The 14,580-nt window shown below is 68.9% G+C and carries 13 protein-coding genes; 2 read left to right on the top strand and 11 right to left on the bottom strand.

Going from position 1 to position 14,580, the window contains the following annotated elements:
* The gene (gene pstC / locus ACIO6U_RS05125) at positions 1 to 1,026 is read right to left on the bottom strand and encodes a phosphate ABC transporter permease subunit PstC (RefSeq protein WP_355337106.1); all 1,026 of its coding nucleotides are present in this window, start codon (positions 1,024 to 1,026) and stop codon (positions 1 to 3) included.
* Positions 1,027 to 1,600: 574 nt separating this feature from the next.
* Between pstC and ACIO6U_RS05130 the strand changes: the two genes are divergently transcribed.
* A complete protein-coding gene (locus ACIO6U_RS05130; protein ID WP_355337104.1) occupies positions 1,601 to 2,092 on the top strand; it encodes a MarR family transcriptional regulator in 492 nt (163 codons plus the stop codon).
* A 33-nt stretch (positions 2,093 to 2,125) separates the two neighbouring features.
* Here the strand turns inward: ACIO6U_RS05130 and ACIO6U_RS05135 are convergent, their stop codons facing one another.
* Together ACIO6U_RS05135 and ACIO6U_RS05140 are read right to left on the bottom strand one after the other, a co-directional pair.
* Entirely contained in the window at positions 2,126 to 2,485 is a 360-nt protein-coding gene (locus ACIO6U_RS05135; protein WP_391046820.1) for a hypothetical protein, read from the bottom strand.
* Positions 2,486 to 2,524: 39 nt separating this feature from the next.
* A complete protein-coding gene (locus ACIO6U_RS05140; RefSeq protein ID WP_355337100.1) occupies positions 2,525 to 2,944 on the bottom strand; it encodes a nitroreductase family deazaflavin-dependent oxidoreductase in 420 nt (139 codons plus the stop codon).
* Between the two features lie 171 nt (positions 2,945 to 3,115).
* Between ACIO6U_RS05140 and sigJ the strand changes: the two genes are divergently transcribed.
* Positions 3,116 to 4,189, top strand: a complete 1,074-nt coding sequence (gene sigJ / locus ACIO6U_RS05145; RefSeq protein ID WP_401304694.1) for an RNA polymerase sigma factor SigJ — start codon at positions 3,116 to 3,118, stop codon at positions 4,187 to 4,189.
* Between the two features lie 38 nt (positions 4,190 to 4,227).
* Here sigJ and ACIO6U_RS05150 read toward each other — a convergent pair whose 3' ends face one another.
* The 8 genes from ACIO6U_RS05150 to ACIO6U_RS05185 all read right to left on the bottom strand — a co-directional run bounded on the left by ACIO6U_RS05150 (position 4,228) and on the right by ACIO6U_RS05185 (position 14,572).
* Positions 4,228 to 5,715, bottom strand: a complete 1,488-nt coding sequence (locus tag ACIO6U_RS05150) for a cation:proton antiporter (protein WP_391046824.1) — start codon at positions 5,713 to 5,715, stop codon at positions 4,228 to 4,230.
* Between the two features lie 47 nt (positions 5,716 to 5,762).
* Complete coding sequence (locus ACIO6U_RS05155; RefSeq protein WP_355337094.1) at positions 5,763 to 6,137, bottom strand: antibiotic biosynthesis monooxygenase family protein; 375 nt, start codon at positions 6,135 to 6,137, stop codon at positions 5,763 to 5,765.
* Positions 6,138 to 6,207: 70 nt separating this feature from the next.
* Positions 6,208 to 6,756: a flavin reductase gene (locus ACIO6U_RS05160; protein ID WP_391046827.1), complete on the bottom strand. Its 549-nt coding sequence runs from the start codon at positions 6,754 to 6,756 to the stop codon at positions 6,208 to 6,210.
* Positions 6,753 to 8,120: a cation:proton antiporter gene (locus tag ACIO6U_RS05165; protein ID WP_401304701.1), complete on the bottom strand. Its 1,368-nt coding sequence runs from the start codon at positions 8,118 to 8,120 to the stop codon at positions 6,753 to 6,755. Before ACIO6U_RS05165 ends, ACIO6U_RS05160 begins: the two co-directional genes overlap by 4 nt.
* Before the next feature lie 151 nt (positions 8,121 to 8,271).
* Positions 8,272 to 9,780: an FAD-binding oxidoreductase gene (locus ACIO6U_RS05170; protein ID WP_401715615.1), complete on the bottom strand. Its 1,509-nt coding sequence runs from the start codon at positions 9,778 to 9,780 to the stop codon at positions 8,272 to 8,274.
* 43 nt (positions 9,781 to 9,823) lie between these two features.
* The gene (locus ACIO6U_RS05175) at positions 9,824 to 11,521 is read right to left on the bottom strand and encodes an NAD(P)/FAD-dependent oxidoreductase (RefSeq protein ID WP_401715617.1); all 1,698 of its coding nucleotides are present in this window, start codon (positions 11,519 to 11,521) and stop codon (positions 9,824 to 9,826) included.
* A 399-nt stretch (positions 11,522 to 11,920) separates the two neighbouring features.
* A complete protein-coding gene (locus ACIO6U_RS05180; RefSeq protein ID WP_391046837.1) occupies positions 11,921 to 13,582 on the bottom strand; it encodes a DHA2 family efflux MFS transporter permease subunit in 1,662 nt (553 codons plus the stop codon).
* 174 nt (positions 13,583 to 13,756) lie between these two features.
* Entirely contained in the window at positions 13,757 to 14,572 is an 816-nt protein-coding gene (locus ACIO6U_RS05185) for a dienelactone hydrolase family protein (protein ID WP_355337082.1), read from the bottom strand.
* Between the last annotated feature and the right edge of the window lie 8 nt (positions 14,573 to 14,580).

Consider the following 14,580-nt stretch of genomic DNA (forward strand, 5'->3'; position numbering starts at 1 on the left):
TCACCCCTCGCTCAGCGAGCCGGAGCGGGACCGCGCGACGATCGTGGACGCGGTGAAGTTGACGACCAGGGTGAGCAGGAAGAGGGCCAGGCCCGCGGCCATCAGCGCCGACATGCCGAAGTCCGAGGAGTCGCCGTAGTGCAGGGCGATCAGCGAGGAGACGGAGTTCGAGCCGGTCTGGAGGATGTGGGGCTGGATCTGGAAGACCGGGGAGATGATCAGGTAGACCGCGATGGTCTCGCCCAGCGCCCGGCCGAGCCCCAGCATCGTGCCGCCGATCACGCCGCCCAGGCCGTACGGCAGCACCACCGAGCGGATCATGCCCCAGCGGGTGGAGCCGAGCGCGTAGGCGCCCTCCCGCTCACCGGCCGGGGCCTGCGCGAAGACCTCGCGCATGACCGAGCACATGATGGGGGCCACCATCATCGCGACGACGATTCCGGCGATGAAGGTGGAGGCGGTGTACACGCTGGCGGAGGAGAGGGGTTCGCCCGGCTCGACGCCGTCCACGCGCAGGAAGGGCACCCAGTGGAACCAGGTGGACAGCCAGCGGGACAGGCCGATCACATGGCCCTGGAAGAAGAACAGGCCCCACAGGCCGTAGACGACGGACGGCACGGCGGCCATCAGGTCGACCATCGCGACCAGGGTGCGGCGCACCCGGCGCGGCGCGATCTCCGAGATGAACAGCGCGGTGCCGACCGCGAGCGGCAGCGCGAAGCAGACGGCCACGGCGGCGATCAGCACGGTCCCGGTGAGGACGGCGGCGATGCCGAAGTTGTGGACGTCGGGCTGCCACTGCGCGGTGGTCAGGAACGCGAAGCCGCGTACCCGCAGCGCCTGGCTCGCCCGTAGCAGCAGGAACAGGCCGACCGCCGCCATGATCGCCAGTACGGCGACACCGGCGGCCGTGAGCTGCCCGCGGAATATCCGGTCCCCGATCCCCTTGGCCGCCCGCAGCCGCCGGGGGGCGTCGTCGCCCCCGACCGACTCGGGCGTGCGGGACACCACTTGTGTGGATGTCACGTGTCGTTCTCCCCCCAGCGCTCCCGCGCGCCGAATGGCGTCGCGTTGCGAGGAGTGAACGGGGCCTCAATGGCCGAATGACACTGTTCACCTGAGGAGAAAATGAACAACAGATAGTGAGAAGTTGTGACTGGCCTGTGGAGGTTGTCCAATATCCGACAAAACCGCCCATCTCCCGCTCGGTTGCCTTATGCACCTAGCAACTTGCCTGCCCAGAAGGGGTGTTGAGAGGGCGCTCGGCGCGCGATACGGGCGGGACCGGTGGTGTTGGCGGGCGATGTGAGCACGGAGGGTGACGAGCGACAGGGGGCTCGATCCGGCCACATTGGGGCACGAGCCCACGGTTGCCGGGAGGCGCACGCCTGCTACCGGCAACGGGCACCGCGCGAGGCGCGGAGGATTCGGGGAGAGCCCTACGAGTTTGTAAAGGACCTGTGAGAGGGTGTCCGCCTGAACCCCGCCGATATTCGCCGCCCGACCGGGGCCGAAGGCTCCAGCGGTCGACCAGCGGACCGAATCGGGGGTTGGGGTAGTTTCATATCTCCGCGTGCTATCGATGCGAGGAACGTTGCGTATGGATTCCACACTGCCCGGAGCCGCGTCGACAATACGGCGGCGGAGGCGACTGAACACGAGGATCAAGGACGCGCTGCGCGATCTCTCCGTCCAAATGGCGTTGCTGAACCATCGGGTCGGCACTCATCTCGGCCTGCGCGACGCCGACTTGGAGTGCCTGGACCTGGTCAGCCGCTTCGGGCCGATCGGACCGACCGCGCTGTCGAAGCACGCGGGCCTGCACCCGGCCACGCTGACCGGCGTGCTCGACCGACTGGAGCGCGGCGGCTGGGTGGTCCGTACGCCCAACCCCAGCGACCGGCGGGCGGTCCTCGTCCAGGTCATCAAGGAGCGCGAGACCGAGACGGCCGAGATGTTCGCCGGGCTCAACAAGTCGATGGACGTGATCTGCGCGGACTACGACGACGCCGAACTGGTGCTGATCGCCGACTTCCTGTCCCGCGCGGCGCGGGCGGGACGTGAGGCGACCGACGAACTCGCCGACCGCTGACGGGCCGACGGCCGGCCGCCGGTCGTCCTCACCTCACCTGCCACCGGCCGCGCGGCGCTCCGGGTGCCAGCGCGGCGCCGCGTCCAGGCAGCCGTCGTACGGGTCGCCGGGACCCGGCAGGTCCTGGCTGCCGCGCAGCGCACGCAGCTTGCGCAGCACGCCGGGATCGTCGAGGCCGCCGGGCCTGCGACGGGCCGCCGCGGCGACCGCGCGCGGGCCTGAGCCCTCGGTGGGCGCCGCGCCCTCCCACCAGTGCTCGCCGCGCCCGCGCCACCACTCGGACGACGAGACGCCGACGGTCGTCGAGCCCAGCGAGATCAGGGCGCGCAGCAGCCGGTCCCCGCAGAACCGGGCGGCGGCCCGGCCGAAGGCGCGCCAATTCGGTGCGGGCATGCGCGATCACTCCTCCTCACGCGTCTTCACCGATCGTGCTCAGACGCGCTCGGCCGTGACCCCGGTCCCGGTCTGCGCCGTGGTCTCGACGATCTTCAGCGAGATGAACTCGTCGATGCGCAGCCGCTGGAGCGCCCAGCGCAGCACGGCGGGGATGTCGGGGTTGTCGTCGATGTACACCTGCGGCGCGACCACCGGGACGCGCTTGCCGCGGGTCTTGATCTCACAACCGCCCGCGGCCACCACGTTCTTGACCCAGTCGGACTCCGCGCCGTACGGGAGGGACAGGATGAAGTGGCCGTTCTTCTTGAAGACCTTGACCGGCGTGCGGTACTCCCGGCCGGACTTGCGGCCCTTGTGGTACACCGCGCCGAACCCCGGCATGGCGGGGAGGATCCGGCCGACGATCCGATTGCCGAAATACTTGTTCACGCGCGCCAGCCGCCGCTTAACGGACATGACTGTGCTCCTTCTTTGAGGGACTCGCACGGGGAAAAAGAACGGAGAAAAGAGAGAAGAAAAACGACAGCAGTCGGTAATAGCGCAACATCTTTACCGGCCGATGTCACACTCGGACGGGGGCCCTTCATCTCAGGTGACAGGAGCGCGCGTCACACTGGGAGGCCCACCATGTCCGACAACCCGGCGGAGCTGCCCGACGACACCGCCACACGGGTGTTCGTGGGTCATCGGGAGTTACTGTTCTCGGTGGTCTACAACCTGCTCGGCAGCGTCTCGGACACCGAGGACGTCCTTCAGGAGACCTGGCTGGCCTGGGCGCGGAGAGTCCGCCAGCCGCATGCCGAGGAGATCGACAACCCGCGCGCGTACCTGGTGCGGATCGCGGTCAACCAGGCGCTCGCCCGGCAGGCCACGATCAGCCGCCGCCGCGAGACGTACATCGGGCCCTGGCTGCCCGAGCCGTTGATCACGCAGATTCCGGAAGCGCGGAACACCCCGCAGGCGGCGCAGGCGACGGACGCCGCGGAATCCGCGCTGCGCAACGAATCCGTGTCCATGGCACTGTTGGTCATTCTGGAGACGCTGACCCCGCTGGAACGCGCGGTGTTCGTGTTGCACGAGGTGTTCGGTTACGCGCATACCGAGATCTCCGAAATTCTCGGCCGCAGCCCGTCCGCGATTCGCCAACTCGCGCACCGGGCCCGCGAACACGTCCAGGCCAGGCGGCCCCGCTACCAGGCCGACCCGCACCTCCAGCAGCAGGTCACCGAGCGCTTCGTGGCCGCCGCGCTCGGCGGCGACATCGCCGACCTGATGAGCCTGCTCGCGCCGGACGTGACGATGTGGACCGACGGCGGCGGCAAGGTCCGCTCCGCGCTGCGCCCGGTCACCGGCCGCGACAAGGTCGCCCGGCTGCTGAACGGTTACGCCACCAGCCGGCTGCCGGAAGCCCTCGACATCCGCTACCGTCACGTCAACGGCGACCCGTCCGCCGTGGTCTTCTCCGGCGACTCCCCCTACGCGGTCATGGTCATGGACCTCAATCCGAGCAACGACCAGGTCACCGACATCTATCTGGTCACCAACCCGGACAAGCTCTCCCGCGTACGGCTGGACGGTCTGGACGACGGGGACGAGGACACGGCCGCCGGACAGATCGAGGCCGCCGAGCCGAGGAAGGCGATCGAGCCCGGCGACGACGGCCGCGACGGCCGCGACGAGTCCGGTCCGCGGTCGGGCTGAGCCGAGCGGCTGTCCCGGCCCTCCCCACGTGGGGCATGTCACGTGGGGTGGACCGGGACGCCGCGTTCCTGGGTGACGGGGGTATCGGCCGCCGGATCGGATTCTCCGGCGTCCGCGAACCCGTCGGTGAGTCCGTCGGTCAGACCGTCCGCGCGTGCGTCGGCGAGTTCGTCAGGCCGCCCGTCCGTACCCCCCTCGGGCACCCCTTGCAGGGCCAGTACCCGCTGCTCGCGCAGTTCCTCGTCCGCCGTGCTCTCGATCCGCTTCATCGCGACCCGCAGGATCGGCGGCGCCATCAGCGGAGTGAGGATCGCGATCAGCACGATGATGCTGTACATCGCGGTGGTCAGCAGGCCGAGCCGTACGCCGACCACGGCGATGACCACCTGGATCACCCCGCGCGCGTTGATCCCGGCGCCGAGCGCCAGGGCCTCCCAGCGGGTGAGGCGGCTGAAGGCGCTGCCGATGAAGGCGCCGAGGAATTTCCCGGCGACGGCGATCGCCAGCGCGGCCAGTCCCCACAGCGCGATCTTCGGACGCGTCAGCGACGTCAGGTCGATCCGCAGCCCGGCGAGCGCGAAGAACAGCGGGGACAGGAAGGACAGCACGGTGGCGTTCAGCGGCTCCAACTGCCGTGCCTGCGCGTCCGTGCCGCGCGAGCCGATCAGGATGCCGCACAGGAAGGCGCCGAACACCGCCTCGAAACCGAGCGCCTGGGCGCCCGCACCCGACAGGACGAGCAGGATGACGGTGGCGGAAATGGTCACGCCGCGCGAACCGGAGCGCTCGGCCCAGCGCAGCACCCAGCCGACCAGCCACCGGCCGCCGGTCAGCAGGACGACTATGACGACGGCGAGGTGCCACAGCGGGGTGGCGATCTCGCCCGCGCCGACCCCGGTGGTGGCCATCGCGGTGACGACGGAGACCAGCAGCCAGCCCACGGCGTCGTCGATGGTGCCGACGACCAGAATCATCTGGCCGACATTGCGGTGGATCAGCTTCATGTCGACCAGCACCCGGCCGATCACCGGGATCGAGCTGACGCACATGGCGACGCCGACGAACCAGGCGAAGACCGCCGGATCGGCGTCGCCCGGCCGCAGTTCACCCGGCAGCGCGTAACCGAGCCACACCCCGAGCGCCAGGGGCAGCAGCAGGGCGGCGGCGCTGACGCCCGCCGCCTTGCCGCCCTGTCTGCGGACCACCTTCAGGTCCAGGTGCATGCCGGTGAAGCCGACGAGCAGCAGCACGCCGAGCTGCCCGACGGCGTCCAGCAGGTGCATCTGGGTGGGGTCGCGGGGGAAGAGCCAGCCGGACAGGCCCGGCGCCACGTGCAGCAGGAGCGAGGGCCCGAGTAAGACGCCCGAGGCCAGTTCTCCGACGACGGTCGGCATGCCGAGCCTGCTCGCCAGCCGTCCCAGCACGAGTGCCAGGACGAGCAGGGCGCCGATCTGGAGCAGGAACACCAGCAGTGTGTGCTGCGGAAGGGGATCGACGGTTTCCGCGGCGATGCTGATCGCACTCATCGAAGAGCTCCTCACTGATGCGCGGTGGCCGGGTCGGCGGACAGGCCCTAGGCCACGCAGATCCCCTGGACGGCGACCTTCTCCGCGATGAACGGCCGCGCGAGCAGACCGTCGGGGTAGGCGCCGGCCTTCTCCTGGAACTCGGCCGACATGAAGGCCGCGAGCAGCGAGGAGGTCGACTCCCAGATCGCGATGTTGACCAGGGTGTTGCTGCCCGCGGTGCCGCGGTGGAGCTGGGTGGAGATGCAGCCGTCACAGGACTTCATGTAGGCGGCGTCGAGCGCCCAGCTCTCCAGGGTCTTGTCCATCTGCCCCTCGGGCACGACAAGGGTGTTGATGAGTACGACGGTGCCCGAGTCCTCCTGCTGGAGCTGGGTCTCGAAGGAGACCTTCGGGTCGACGGCCTCGAATGCGAACGCCATGGTGTGTCCTCTCGTCGTCATGGGCGGTGCGTGACGTGACGTGACGTGGATGGCTGACGTGCGGGTCCGCTCAGCCGTCGAAGATCGGGTGCGCTCCCCGCGGCTCCTCCTCCAGCGCGCCCAGGGAGCCGCGGAAGAAGATGAGCGGTTCCTGGTACTCGCGGGGCACGCCGAGTTCGACGACGCGGCCGACGAAGATGGTGTGGTCGCCGCCGTCGAACTCCTTGTCCAGGCGGCAGGCCAGGAAGGCCAGTGCCTCGCTGAGCACCGGCATGCCCTCGGCCGAGTGGTGGTGGGGCACGTCCTTGACCGCCGAGGTGTCCTTGCCCGCGAAGGCGCGGGCCAGCGGCTCCTGCGGCCCCGACAGGAAATTCACCACGAAGGAGCCGGCCTCGTCGATGACCGCGCGCAGCCGCGACTCCTTGTGCAGGCAGAACAGCACGAGCGGCGGGTCGAGCGAGACGGAGGTGAACGAGTTGACCGTCGTTCCCTCCGAACGCCCTTCCGCGCCGCTGGTGATGACGGTGACGCCGGTGACGAACAGGCCGCACACATTGCGCAGCAGCCTGCCCTCCACCGGCTCCGGCTGGTGCAGCACCTGATCGGAGGGCGCGCTCACGAGCGCCCCTTCTCGCCCGCGGCTGCGGCCCCGGCGCCGGCCCCCGCCTCGGCCTTGCCTGCCGCCTCCGCCTCGCCGACCTCGACGCCCACCGTCGAAGTGGCCATCAGCTCGCTGCTCTTGGGCAGCAGCGGACCGGCGAGCGCGGTCGTGACCAGCGCCATGATCACCATCATGGTGAACATCTGGCTGTCCAGGACGCCGAGTTGGACGGCGGTGTTGAGGATGATCAGCTCGGTCAGCCCTCGGGTGTTCATCAGCAGGCCGAGCGCCCTGGACTCCCGCCAGGACAGGCCGAACAGCCTGGCGGGCACCATCGCGCCGAGCAGCTTGCCCGCGCAGGCGACGACCAGGATCGCGGCCAGCTCCAGGTACTGCCGGGCGTGCAGGCCGTTGATGTCGACGCCGAGGCCGGTGACGATGAAGAACACCGGCAGCAGGATCAGGCTGACGTGGTCGAGCGGCTTGCGCAGGTGCTCGGCGAGCTGGAGCGCGGGCTCGCGCGGCATGATGAAGCCGAAGAGGAAGGCGCCGAAGATGCCGTGGATGCCGATCCAGGTCGTCAGGTAGGACGACAGGAAGGTACCGGCCGCCATGACCACCAACAGGGCCCGCCACTGCTGGCGTTCGCTGAAGAACCTGACCACCGCGGCCAGGGCGGGCCGCACGAGGACGAACATGCCGAGCACGTAGGCCGCGCTCAGGCCGAGCACCTGGAAGAGGTCACCGGCGCCGCTGGAGGTGACCAGCGCGGAGACGTACGCCAGCATGCACCAGGCGAGGATGTCGTCCACGGCGGCGCTGGCCAGGGCGAGGGTGCCGACCCGCGAGTGGGTGAGCCGGTTGTCGGTGAGGATCCGGGCGAGTACGGGGAAGGCCGTCACCGACATGGCCGCGCCCATGAACGTGGAGAAGGTGACGAAGGAGATGTGGTGCCCGGCCACCGTGTTGTGGTGCGGGTAGAGCAGCGCGGCCACCGCGACGCCGAGTCCGAAGGCGCAGGCGACAGAGGAGAGCGAGACCGACGCGGCCAGACCGCGGTGCGGACGCAGCATCCGCTTCTCGAACTCCCAGCCCACCATGAACATGAAGAGCATCAGGCCGACGTTGGAGACCGCGGACAGCAGCGGCCGTACGTCGGCGGGGAACAGCTTGTGCGACAGGTCGCCGGGCAGCAGCCCGAGCAGGCTGGGGCCGAGCGCGATGCCGGCGAGGATCTCGCCGATCACGGCGGGCTGGCGGACCCGCTTGGCGAGAGTGCCGAGCAGCACGCCGACCAGCAGGACGAAGGCGATGCCCGCCAGCATGGTGGCGACCTGGAGGTCGTTGTGGGGCGCGAGGCTGTGCAGCGCGATGCTTGTCATCGCAGTCCTCCGGGGACGGGAGCGGCTGGGAGATGCGGACTCGAGCGGTACGCGTCCGGGCGGTGTCCGGACGCACGACAGCGGGGTGGCACGGAAGTCCGTGGCCACCCCGCTGTCGTGAGAGGGATGTCGCTGTGTCGCCGTCAGGCCCCTAGCGAATGCTCTGGGCGAACCTGAAGGCGCCGTGCGGGTCGTAGCGGTGCTTCACGGCGGACAGCCGCGGGTAGTTCTCGGCGTAGTACGCCTGCCGCCAGTCGGGCAGTTCCGGGTCGATGAAGTTCTGGTAGGTCTCACCGGAGGACTGCCGGTCGATGACGCGGAAGCCGCTGTCGACGAACGCCTGACCCGCCGCCCTGCCCGCGGAGTCGGCGGCGTCGGGGGACCCGATGTCGACGAGGAAGTTCACCGTGAACAGCGCGTCGCGGTGGACGAACGCGGTGTCGGTACGGCGTAAATCCCTCACCGCCCCGCCCAGCGGGAGCACTTCCATGAGGTGCGCCTGGCCGGGTACCCGCAGGGTCTCGAAGAGCGCCGCCGCGTTGTCCCACACGCTGCGCGACGGCAGCCGGTTGAAGAACCGGCTGCGCTGGAGGCCGAACGCCGACCGGGGAAGCGTGCCGCCGGGCGTGGTGTCGGCCCGGTGGCAGGCGGTCACATCGGCCGCGCACCGGAAGAAGCCCATCATCAGCGGCTGGTACGGCACGACGCTCGCGGGGGTCTGGCTGGCCGGTGCCCCGGTCAGCGCCACCAACCGGGCGACCTCGCTGGTGAGTTCGGCCGTGGTGCCGGTGGAGGCGACGAAGACCATGACGTTGACCGGCGCGCCCGGCGAGGCGTCGAAGAGCTGGAGGAAGGCGCCGCCGCTGAGCGTGCGGGGCGCGTTCACGGACCAGCGCGCGTACCCGTCCAGGACGTCGGCGGCCTTGTCGAAGGTCCAGTTCAGATTGACCACGGCGAGCTGCGTGACGTTGACGGTGGTGATGTCGTACGAGGTGACGACGCCGAAGTTGCCGCCGCCACCGCCGCGTATGCCCCAGTAGAGGTCCCGGTTCTGGGTGGGTGAGGCGGTGACGACGTCGCCGTTGGCGAGCACCACCTTCGCCGAGGCGATCCGGTCGGAGCCGACGCCGTAGGAGCGGGTGAGCACGCCCAGGCCGCCGCCCTGGTAGAAGCCGCCGACGGCGACCGTCGGGCAGTAGCCGCCGATGATGGCCTTGCCGTGCGGCGCGAGCGCGTCGATGGCGTCGACGCCCTGGACGCCGGTGCCGACGGTCACCGTGTTCTGGCCGACGGATATGGAGTTGAGCCCGGAGACGTCGATCACCAGGCCGGTGCTCGTGGAGTACCCGCCGCCGCTGTGCCCTCCGCTGCGCACGGCGAAGGGTATGCAGTTGTCCTGCGCGAACTTCAGGGTCAGCGCCACATCGGCGGCGCTGACGCAGTAGGCGACGGCCTGCGGGTTGATCACGTCGAACTGTTGCAGGTCGAGTTGCTTCGCCGTCGTGTAACCGGAGTCGGTCGGCAGGACGAGCCGGCCCTGGAGGTGCGCGCGCAACCGACTCCAGGGTGCCCCGCTGCCGGCGAAACCGGCGGTGGCCCCAAGTCCTGACAGAGCCACCGCGGTCGCGCCCGCACCGAGGACTTTTCTGCGACTGATCATGGTGCTGTTCAACTTTCGGTCAGATGGAAATTGCCGGGCGGGGTCAGACGAACTTCTGCCCACGCAGACCGGACCGCACAATTCCGCTTACCATGTCGCGACCCAGTTCGCGCATCTCGCCCGGAGCCTTGAAGTTGGCCCAGTACATGAACTTAGCCATCATCGCGGTGGTCGGGTACACGAATTTGATTTCTGGGTCCTCCCATCCGAAAACGGGGTTGAGTTCATCCGAAGCACGGAGACTGTCCATGATCAGCTTGGCCGCCGCGTCGCCGTCGATGTCACCGGCCTCGTACTTCTCGCAGGCCTCCGCCATGATTTCGACGGTTTGCTTGAAATCCGGGCTGTTCGGCCACCAAAGACCCGGATTGGGGGTCTTCTCCAAATCGTCCAGCCATTTCACGTCGCCGCTCTCCTCATACCGCGCCCGCGCCCGGATCAACCGCAGCGCGCCGGGCGTGAGATAGGAGCCCCAGACACGGAACACCGCGTTCCACAGCGGGAAGTGGCTGAAGGAGATGTAGGAGCTGTTCACCAGTTCGTCGTTGAAGTGCAGCAGGCCGCGCTCGACGTCCTCGACGTACTGGAATCGCTCGTTGGCGAAGTCGTCGTCGTCCAGGGCGGGCAGCAGCCGGGAGCACAGGGCGTAGACGACCTCGAAGGTGTTGGACAGACCGCGCGAGAACAGCGGGTCGAGGAAGCCCGCCGCGTGCGACATCAGGCACCAGCGGTAGCCGATCGACTTGCTGGAGCTGTACTGGAGCCGGTCGGTGGAGACCCACTCGCGGACCCGCGTCGCGCCCTCGAACTGCCGCTTCACCGCCGGGTACTGGTCGAGGAAGCCCTGGAACTCCTCCTCGGGGGTGCGGTCCTTCGGCTTGGGATACGTCCGCTCGTCCATGGTGAGCCCGATGCTGGTGATCGGGTTCTTGGAGTCCTTGTGGTTGTTGAACGGGATGATCCAGAACCAGCCGCGCTCGATCATGTGGTGCAGCGTGCCGCCGTGCCAGGGCGCGCTGGCCGGCGGGCGCAGGCTCTCCGGGTGGTGGCTGACCTCGTCGAACGGCTTGATGCCGATGTAGTGGGTGAACAGCGACCGAGAGTGGTGCTTGAAGCGCGCGGGCTTCTCGCGCAGGTCGAACTTCTCGGCCAGCAGGGAGCGGAAGCCGCTCGCGTCGATCAGGTAGCGGGCCCGGAAGACCTCGCCGTTCTGCCCCGTGACCGTCACTCCGAAGTCGTCGAAGTCCAGGTCGGCGACCCGCCAGTTCTGCCGCGTCGTGGTGCCGTACTTGGCCGCCACGTTGAAGAAGTACATATCGGTGTCCTGCCGGAACAGGTGACCGGCCTCGGTGAGCGCTTTGGGAATGACGAACATCGTGGCGTCGCGCGGGTCGGGCTCCTGGCCCTTCTCGTGCTTGATGAAACCGAAGCTCTGCTTCTTGCCGTGGGTCGGGCCGATGTTCTTGGTGACGGCCTTGACGTCCAGCAGGTGCTTGATCTCCGGTACGTCGAAGCGCACCGCCAGGATGTGCAGCCACTCGATGAGTTGCGGGGTCATCGACTCGCCGATCGCCATCCGGGGATGGGTCGCGGCATCCACCATGACCACGTTCTTGCCCTGCCGGGCGAGGATCGCCGCGCTCACCGAACCCGCGAGGCCCGACCCGATGATCAGGACGTCGCAGTTCTGCGTCTTGGAGGCGCTGTTCACCGGAACGGATTCCTTGGCTTTGCTGGGCACGGAGCGCCCCTCTCTCTCCGGCGCGGACGGCGCGGAGAATCAACGACGGGTGTGTGGCCGAATTCCCAGGGCACACGCGGGCATCTGAAAAAGGGCGTGCAAAACAATCGCCGGGCCGACCCCGATGGGTCGGCCCGGCGATCGAGAAGAGGTGACCAAGATGTGGGACGCGGCGGCGTCGCGGCGGTGGTCCGCCGGCGTCAAACCGCAATTGGGCATACTTCTACTGCCCAATAAAGCGTGACACGCGGCGACACTCGGTGTCAACCCCGGTAATGGTGTACCGGAAGTGACGCGAGTGCCGCCGGTGTTATTGTCCGGACTCTCCCGACCCCTCCCTAAAGGGCTACTCGGAGAACCGCGGGAGCTTGCCGATGGACGGCTTTACCGAGGGGTGGCCTACCGGTGGGCGGCTCCGGAATCGGCCGCCGAATCCGCCGCGGGAGACCCCGCGCCGTCCGTCTGACCGGGAACGGCCGCACCCGACTCCGGCGTGGCCGACTTCTTCGGCCCGACGATGATCAGGCAGGCGATCACACCGACGAACAGCACGGCCATCGGCACGTACATGGTCGGCTTCATGGCGTCGACGAAGCCGTGCCCGAAGACCGCCGCGGCGGTGTCCTGGATGCGGTGGGCGATGTCGGCGGGCACGTTCGACGGGAACTTCATGGCGCTGCTCGACTGGCCGCCGACCTCGAGGTGCTTGCCCGCGTTGTCGAAGTTCTTCAGGAAACCGGCGCGGTAGTCGGACGGAACGGCGCCCGCGCGCTGCGCCGCCTGGTCCTTGAGGGAGGAGGCGAGCTGATTCTGGAGCACCGCGCCGATGACGGCGCCCGCCATGACCGAACCGACCTGCCGCAGCGCGTTGTTGACGCCGGACGCGGCGCCGGTGAGCTTGGGCGGCACATTGCGCATGACCTCGGTGGCCATCGGCGTGAAGGTGCAGCCCATACCGGCGCCGACGATCACGACCGGCGCGATCAGCCCGGTCCAGCTCTGGCCGACCTCGACGGTCCGCACGATCCAGAAGACACCGCCGATGTACGCGAGCAGACCGCCCATCAGGATGTACTTGCCGCCGAACTTCTCGGCCAGCACACCGGAGGGCCCGGCGGTGAGCATCGAGCCGACCGCCATCGGCACCAGCACGCCACCGGCCTTCAGCGCGCTGAAGCCGAGCACCGACTGGAGGTAGATGGTCAGCGGCAGCAGCAGGCCGACGACGCCGAACGAGACGGCGATACCGACGAAGTTGACCACCGAGAAGTTACGGTCCTTGAACAGCACGAACGGCACCAGCGGCTCGTTGTCCTGCTGACCGCGCTGGTAGACCAGGAAGATCGCCAGCACCACGACACCGGCCGCGATCGTGCCCCAGATCGCGCCGTTCCAACTGTACTTCTGGCCCTCGATCAGACCGAAGGCGAGCAGGAACAGGGCGATGGTGGTCAGGACGACGCCGGGGATGTCGAAGCGGTGCCGCACCGTACGCGCCGCGGACGGCATGAACATGAACGAGGCGATGATCGCCAGCACACCGATCGGCACGTTGACGTAGAAGATCCAGCGCCAGTTGAGCTTGGTGACCAGCAGGCCGCCCAGGCTCGGTCCCGCGACCGACGCCAGGCCCGCGACCGTGCCCCAGATGCCGAGCGCGACACCGCGCTTCTCGTCGGGGAACACGTCCGCGATCATGGACAGGGTCTGCGGCAGCAGCAGTGCCGCGCCGATGCCCTGGATCGCCCGGAAGATGATGAGCTGGGTCGGGGACTGGGAGAGTCCGCAGGCGAGACTCGCCAGGGTGAACAGCGCCACACCCGCGATGAACAGGTTCTTCTTGCCGACGAGGTCACCGAGCCGGCCGGCGGTGATCAGCAGGACGGCGAGCCCGAGGGTGTACGCGTTGACGACCCACAGGATCTGGTCGAGGGACGCGTCGAGGCTGTCCACCATGTCGGGGATCGCGATGTTCACGATCGTCAGGTCGAGCAGGGTCATGAAGAATCCGAAGGACAGGATCGCCAGAATGACCCACGGATTACCACGCCATTTGTTCACGGTTCCTCCTTGCCGCGCGCGTCGGGCCGCACGGCGTTGCACGACCCACAGCCCCTTGCCCCCCAAGAGGTGAGCGGGGGCCGTGGGTGTGACATCGGTAGGACGGTCGAGACGCAACCGTCACCGAGGAGGTCCGCGAGTCCCGGCCGCGGGGGCCGGTCCGCCGGACGGGCCCTAGAGGGCCGCGGGCGCCAGACGCTCCCGCAGGAAGCTCACGACCCGCTCCCGCGCGGCGTACGCCGGGTGTCCGGGGATCTCGCGCATCTCCTCGGTCAGTACGGGGTGGGCTCCCTTGGGGAAGCCGCCCTCGTTGCCCTTCGAGGAGTCCAGTTCGATCACCTCGAAGGCGTCGCCCAGACTGCGCCGCAGGGTGTCGAACCTGGCCCGCGGGGACGCGCTGTCCCCGCTGAAGCGCATGCCCAGCACGCACAGTCCGCTGTTCTTGGTACGGCTCACCACCGTGTCCAGCTCGCCCCGCGAGAGGCCGGGGTCCGCGGACCGCTTGGCGCTGACCGGGAACGGCACCGCGGGCTGGGCGACGACCGGCGCGAGCACCACGTCCTCCACCGCGGCGGCCAGCGCGAACCCGCCGGTGAAGCACATGCCGACGATGCCGACACCGGGCCCGGGGGTTCGCGCGGCCAGATCCCGTACCAGCGCCCTGAGGTAGTCCGCGACCGGCCGCCGCGCGTCGACGGCGAAGGCCCGGAATTCGGCGGACACGCACAGCTTGGCGACGGTGGACAGCGTGTAGGGCGTGGAGTTCTTACGTCCGGGCCGTCCGAACAGCGACGGCATCGCCACGGTGAAGCCCTGGTCGACCAGGTGGTCGGCCAGGCCCAGCACCTCGGGCGTCATGCCCGGAATCTCCGGGACGAGCACCACTCCCGGCCCCGCGCCCTTCTCGTACACGTCGTGGGTGAGCCCGGCTCCCGTGAACGGGGCCGCGCGCCAGCCGGTGAGATCAGAGGTCGGTGCGGTACCGGTCACGAGGGGTT

It is taken from the genome of Streptomyces sp. NPDC087422 (genome assembly GCF_044744145.1).
Taxonomy (GTDB): Bacteria; Actinomycetota; Actinomycetes; order Streptomycetales; family Streptomycetaceae; genus Actinacidiphila.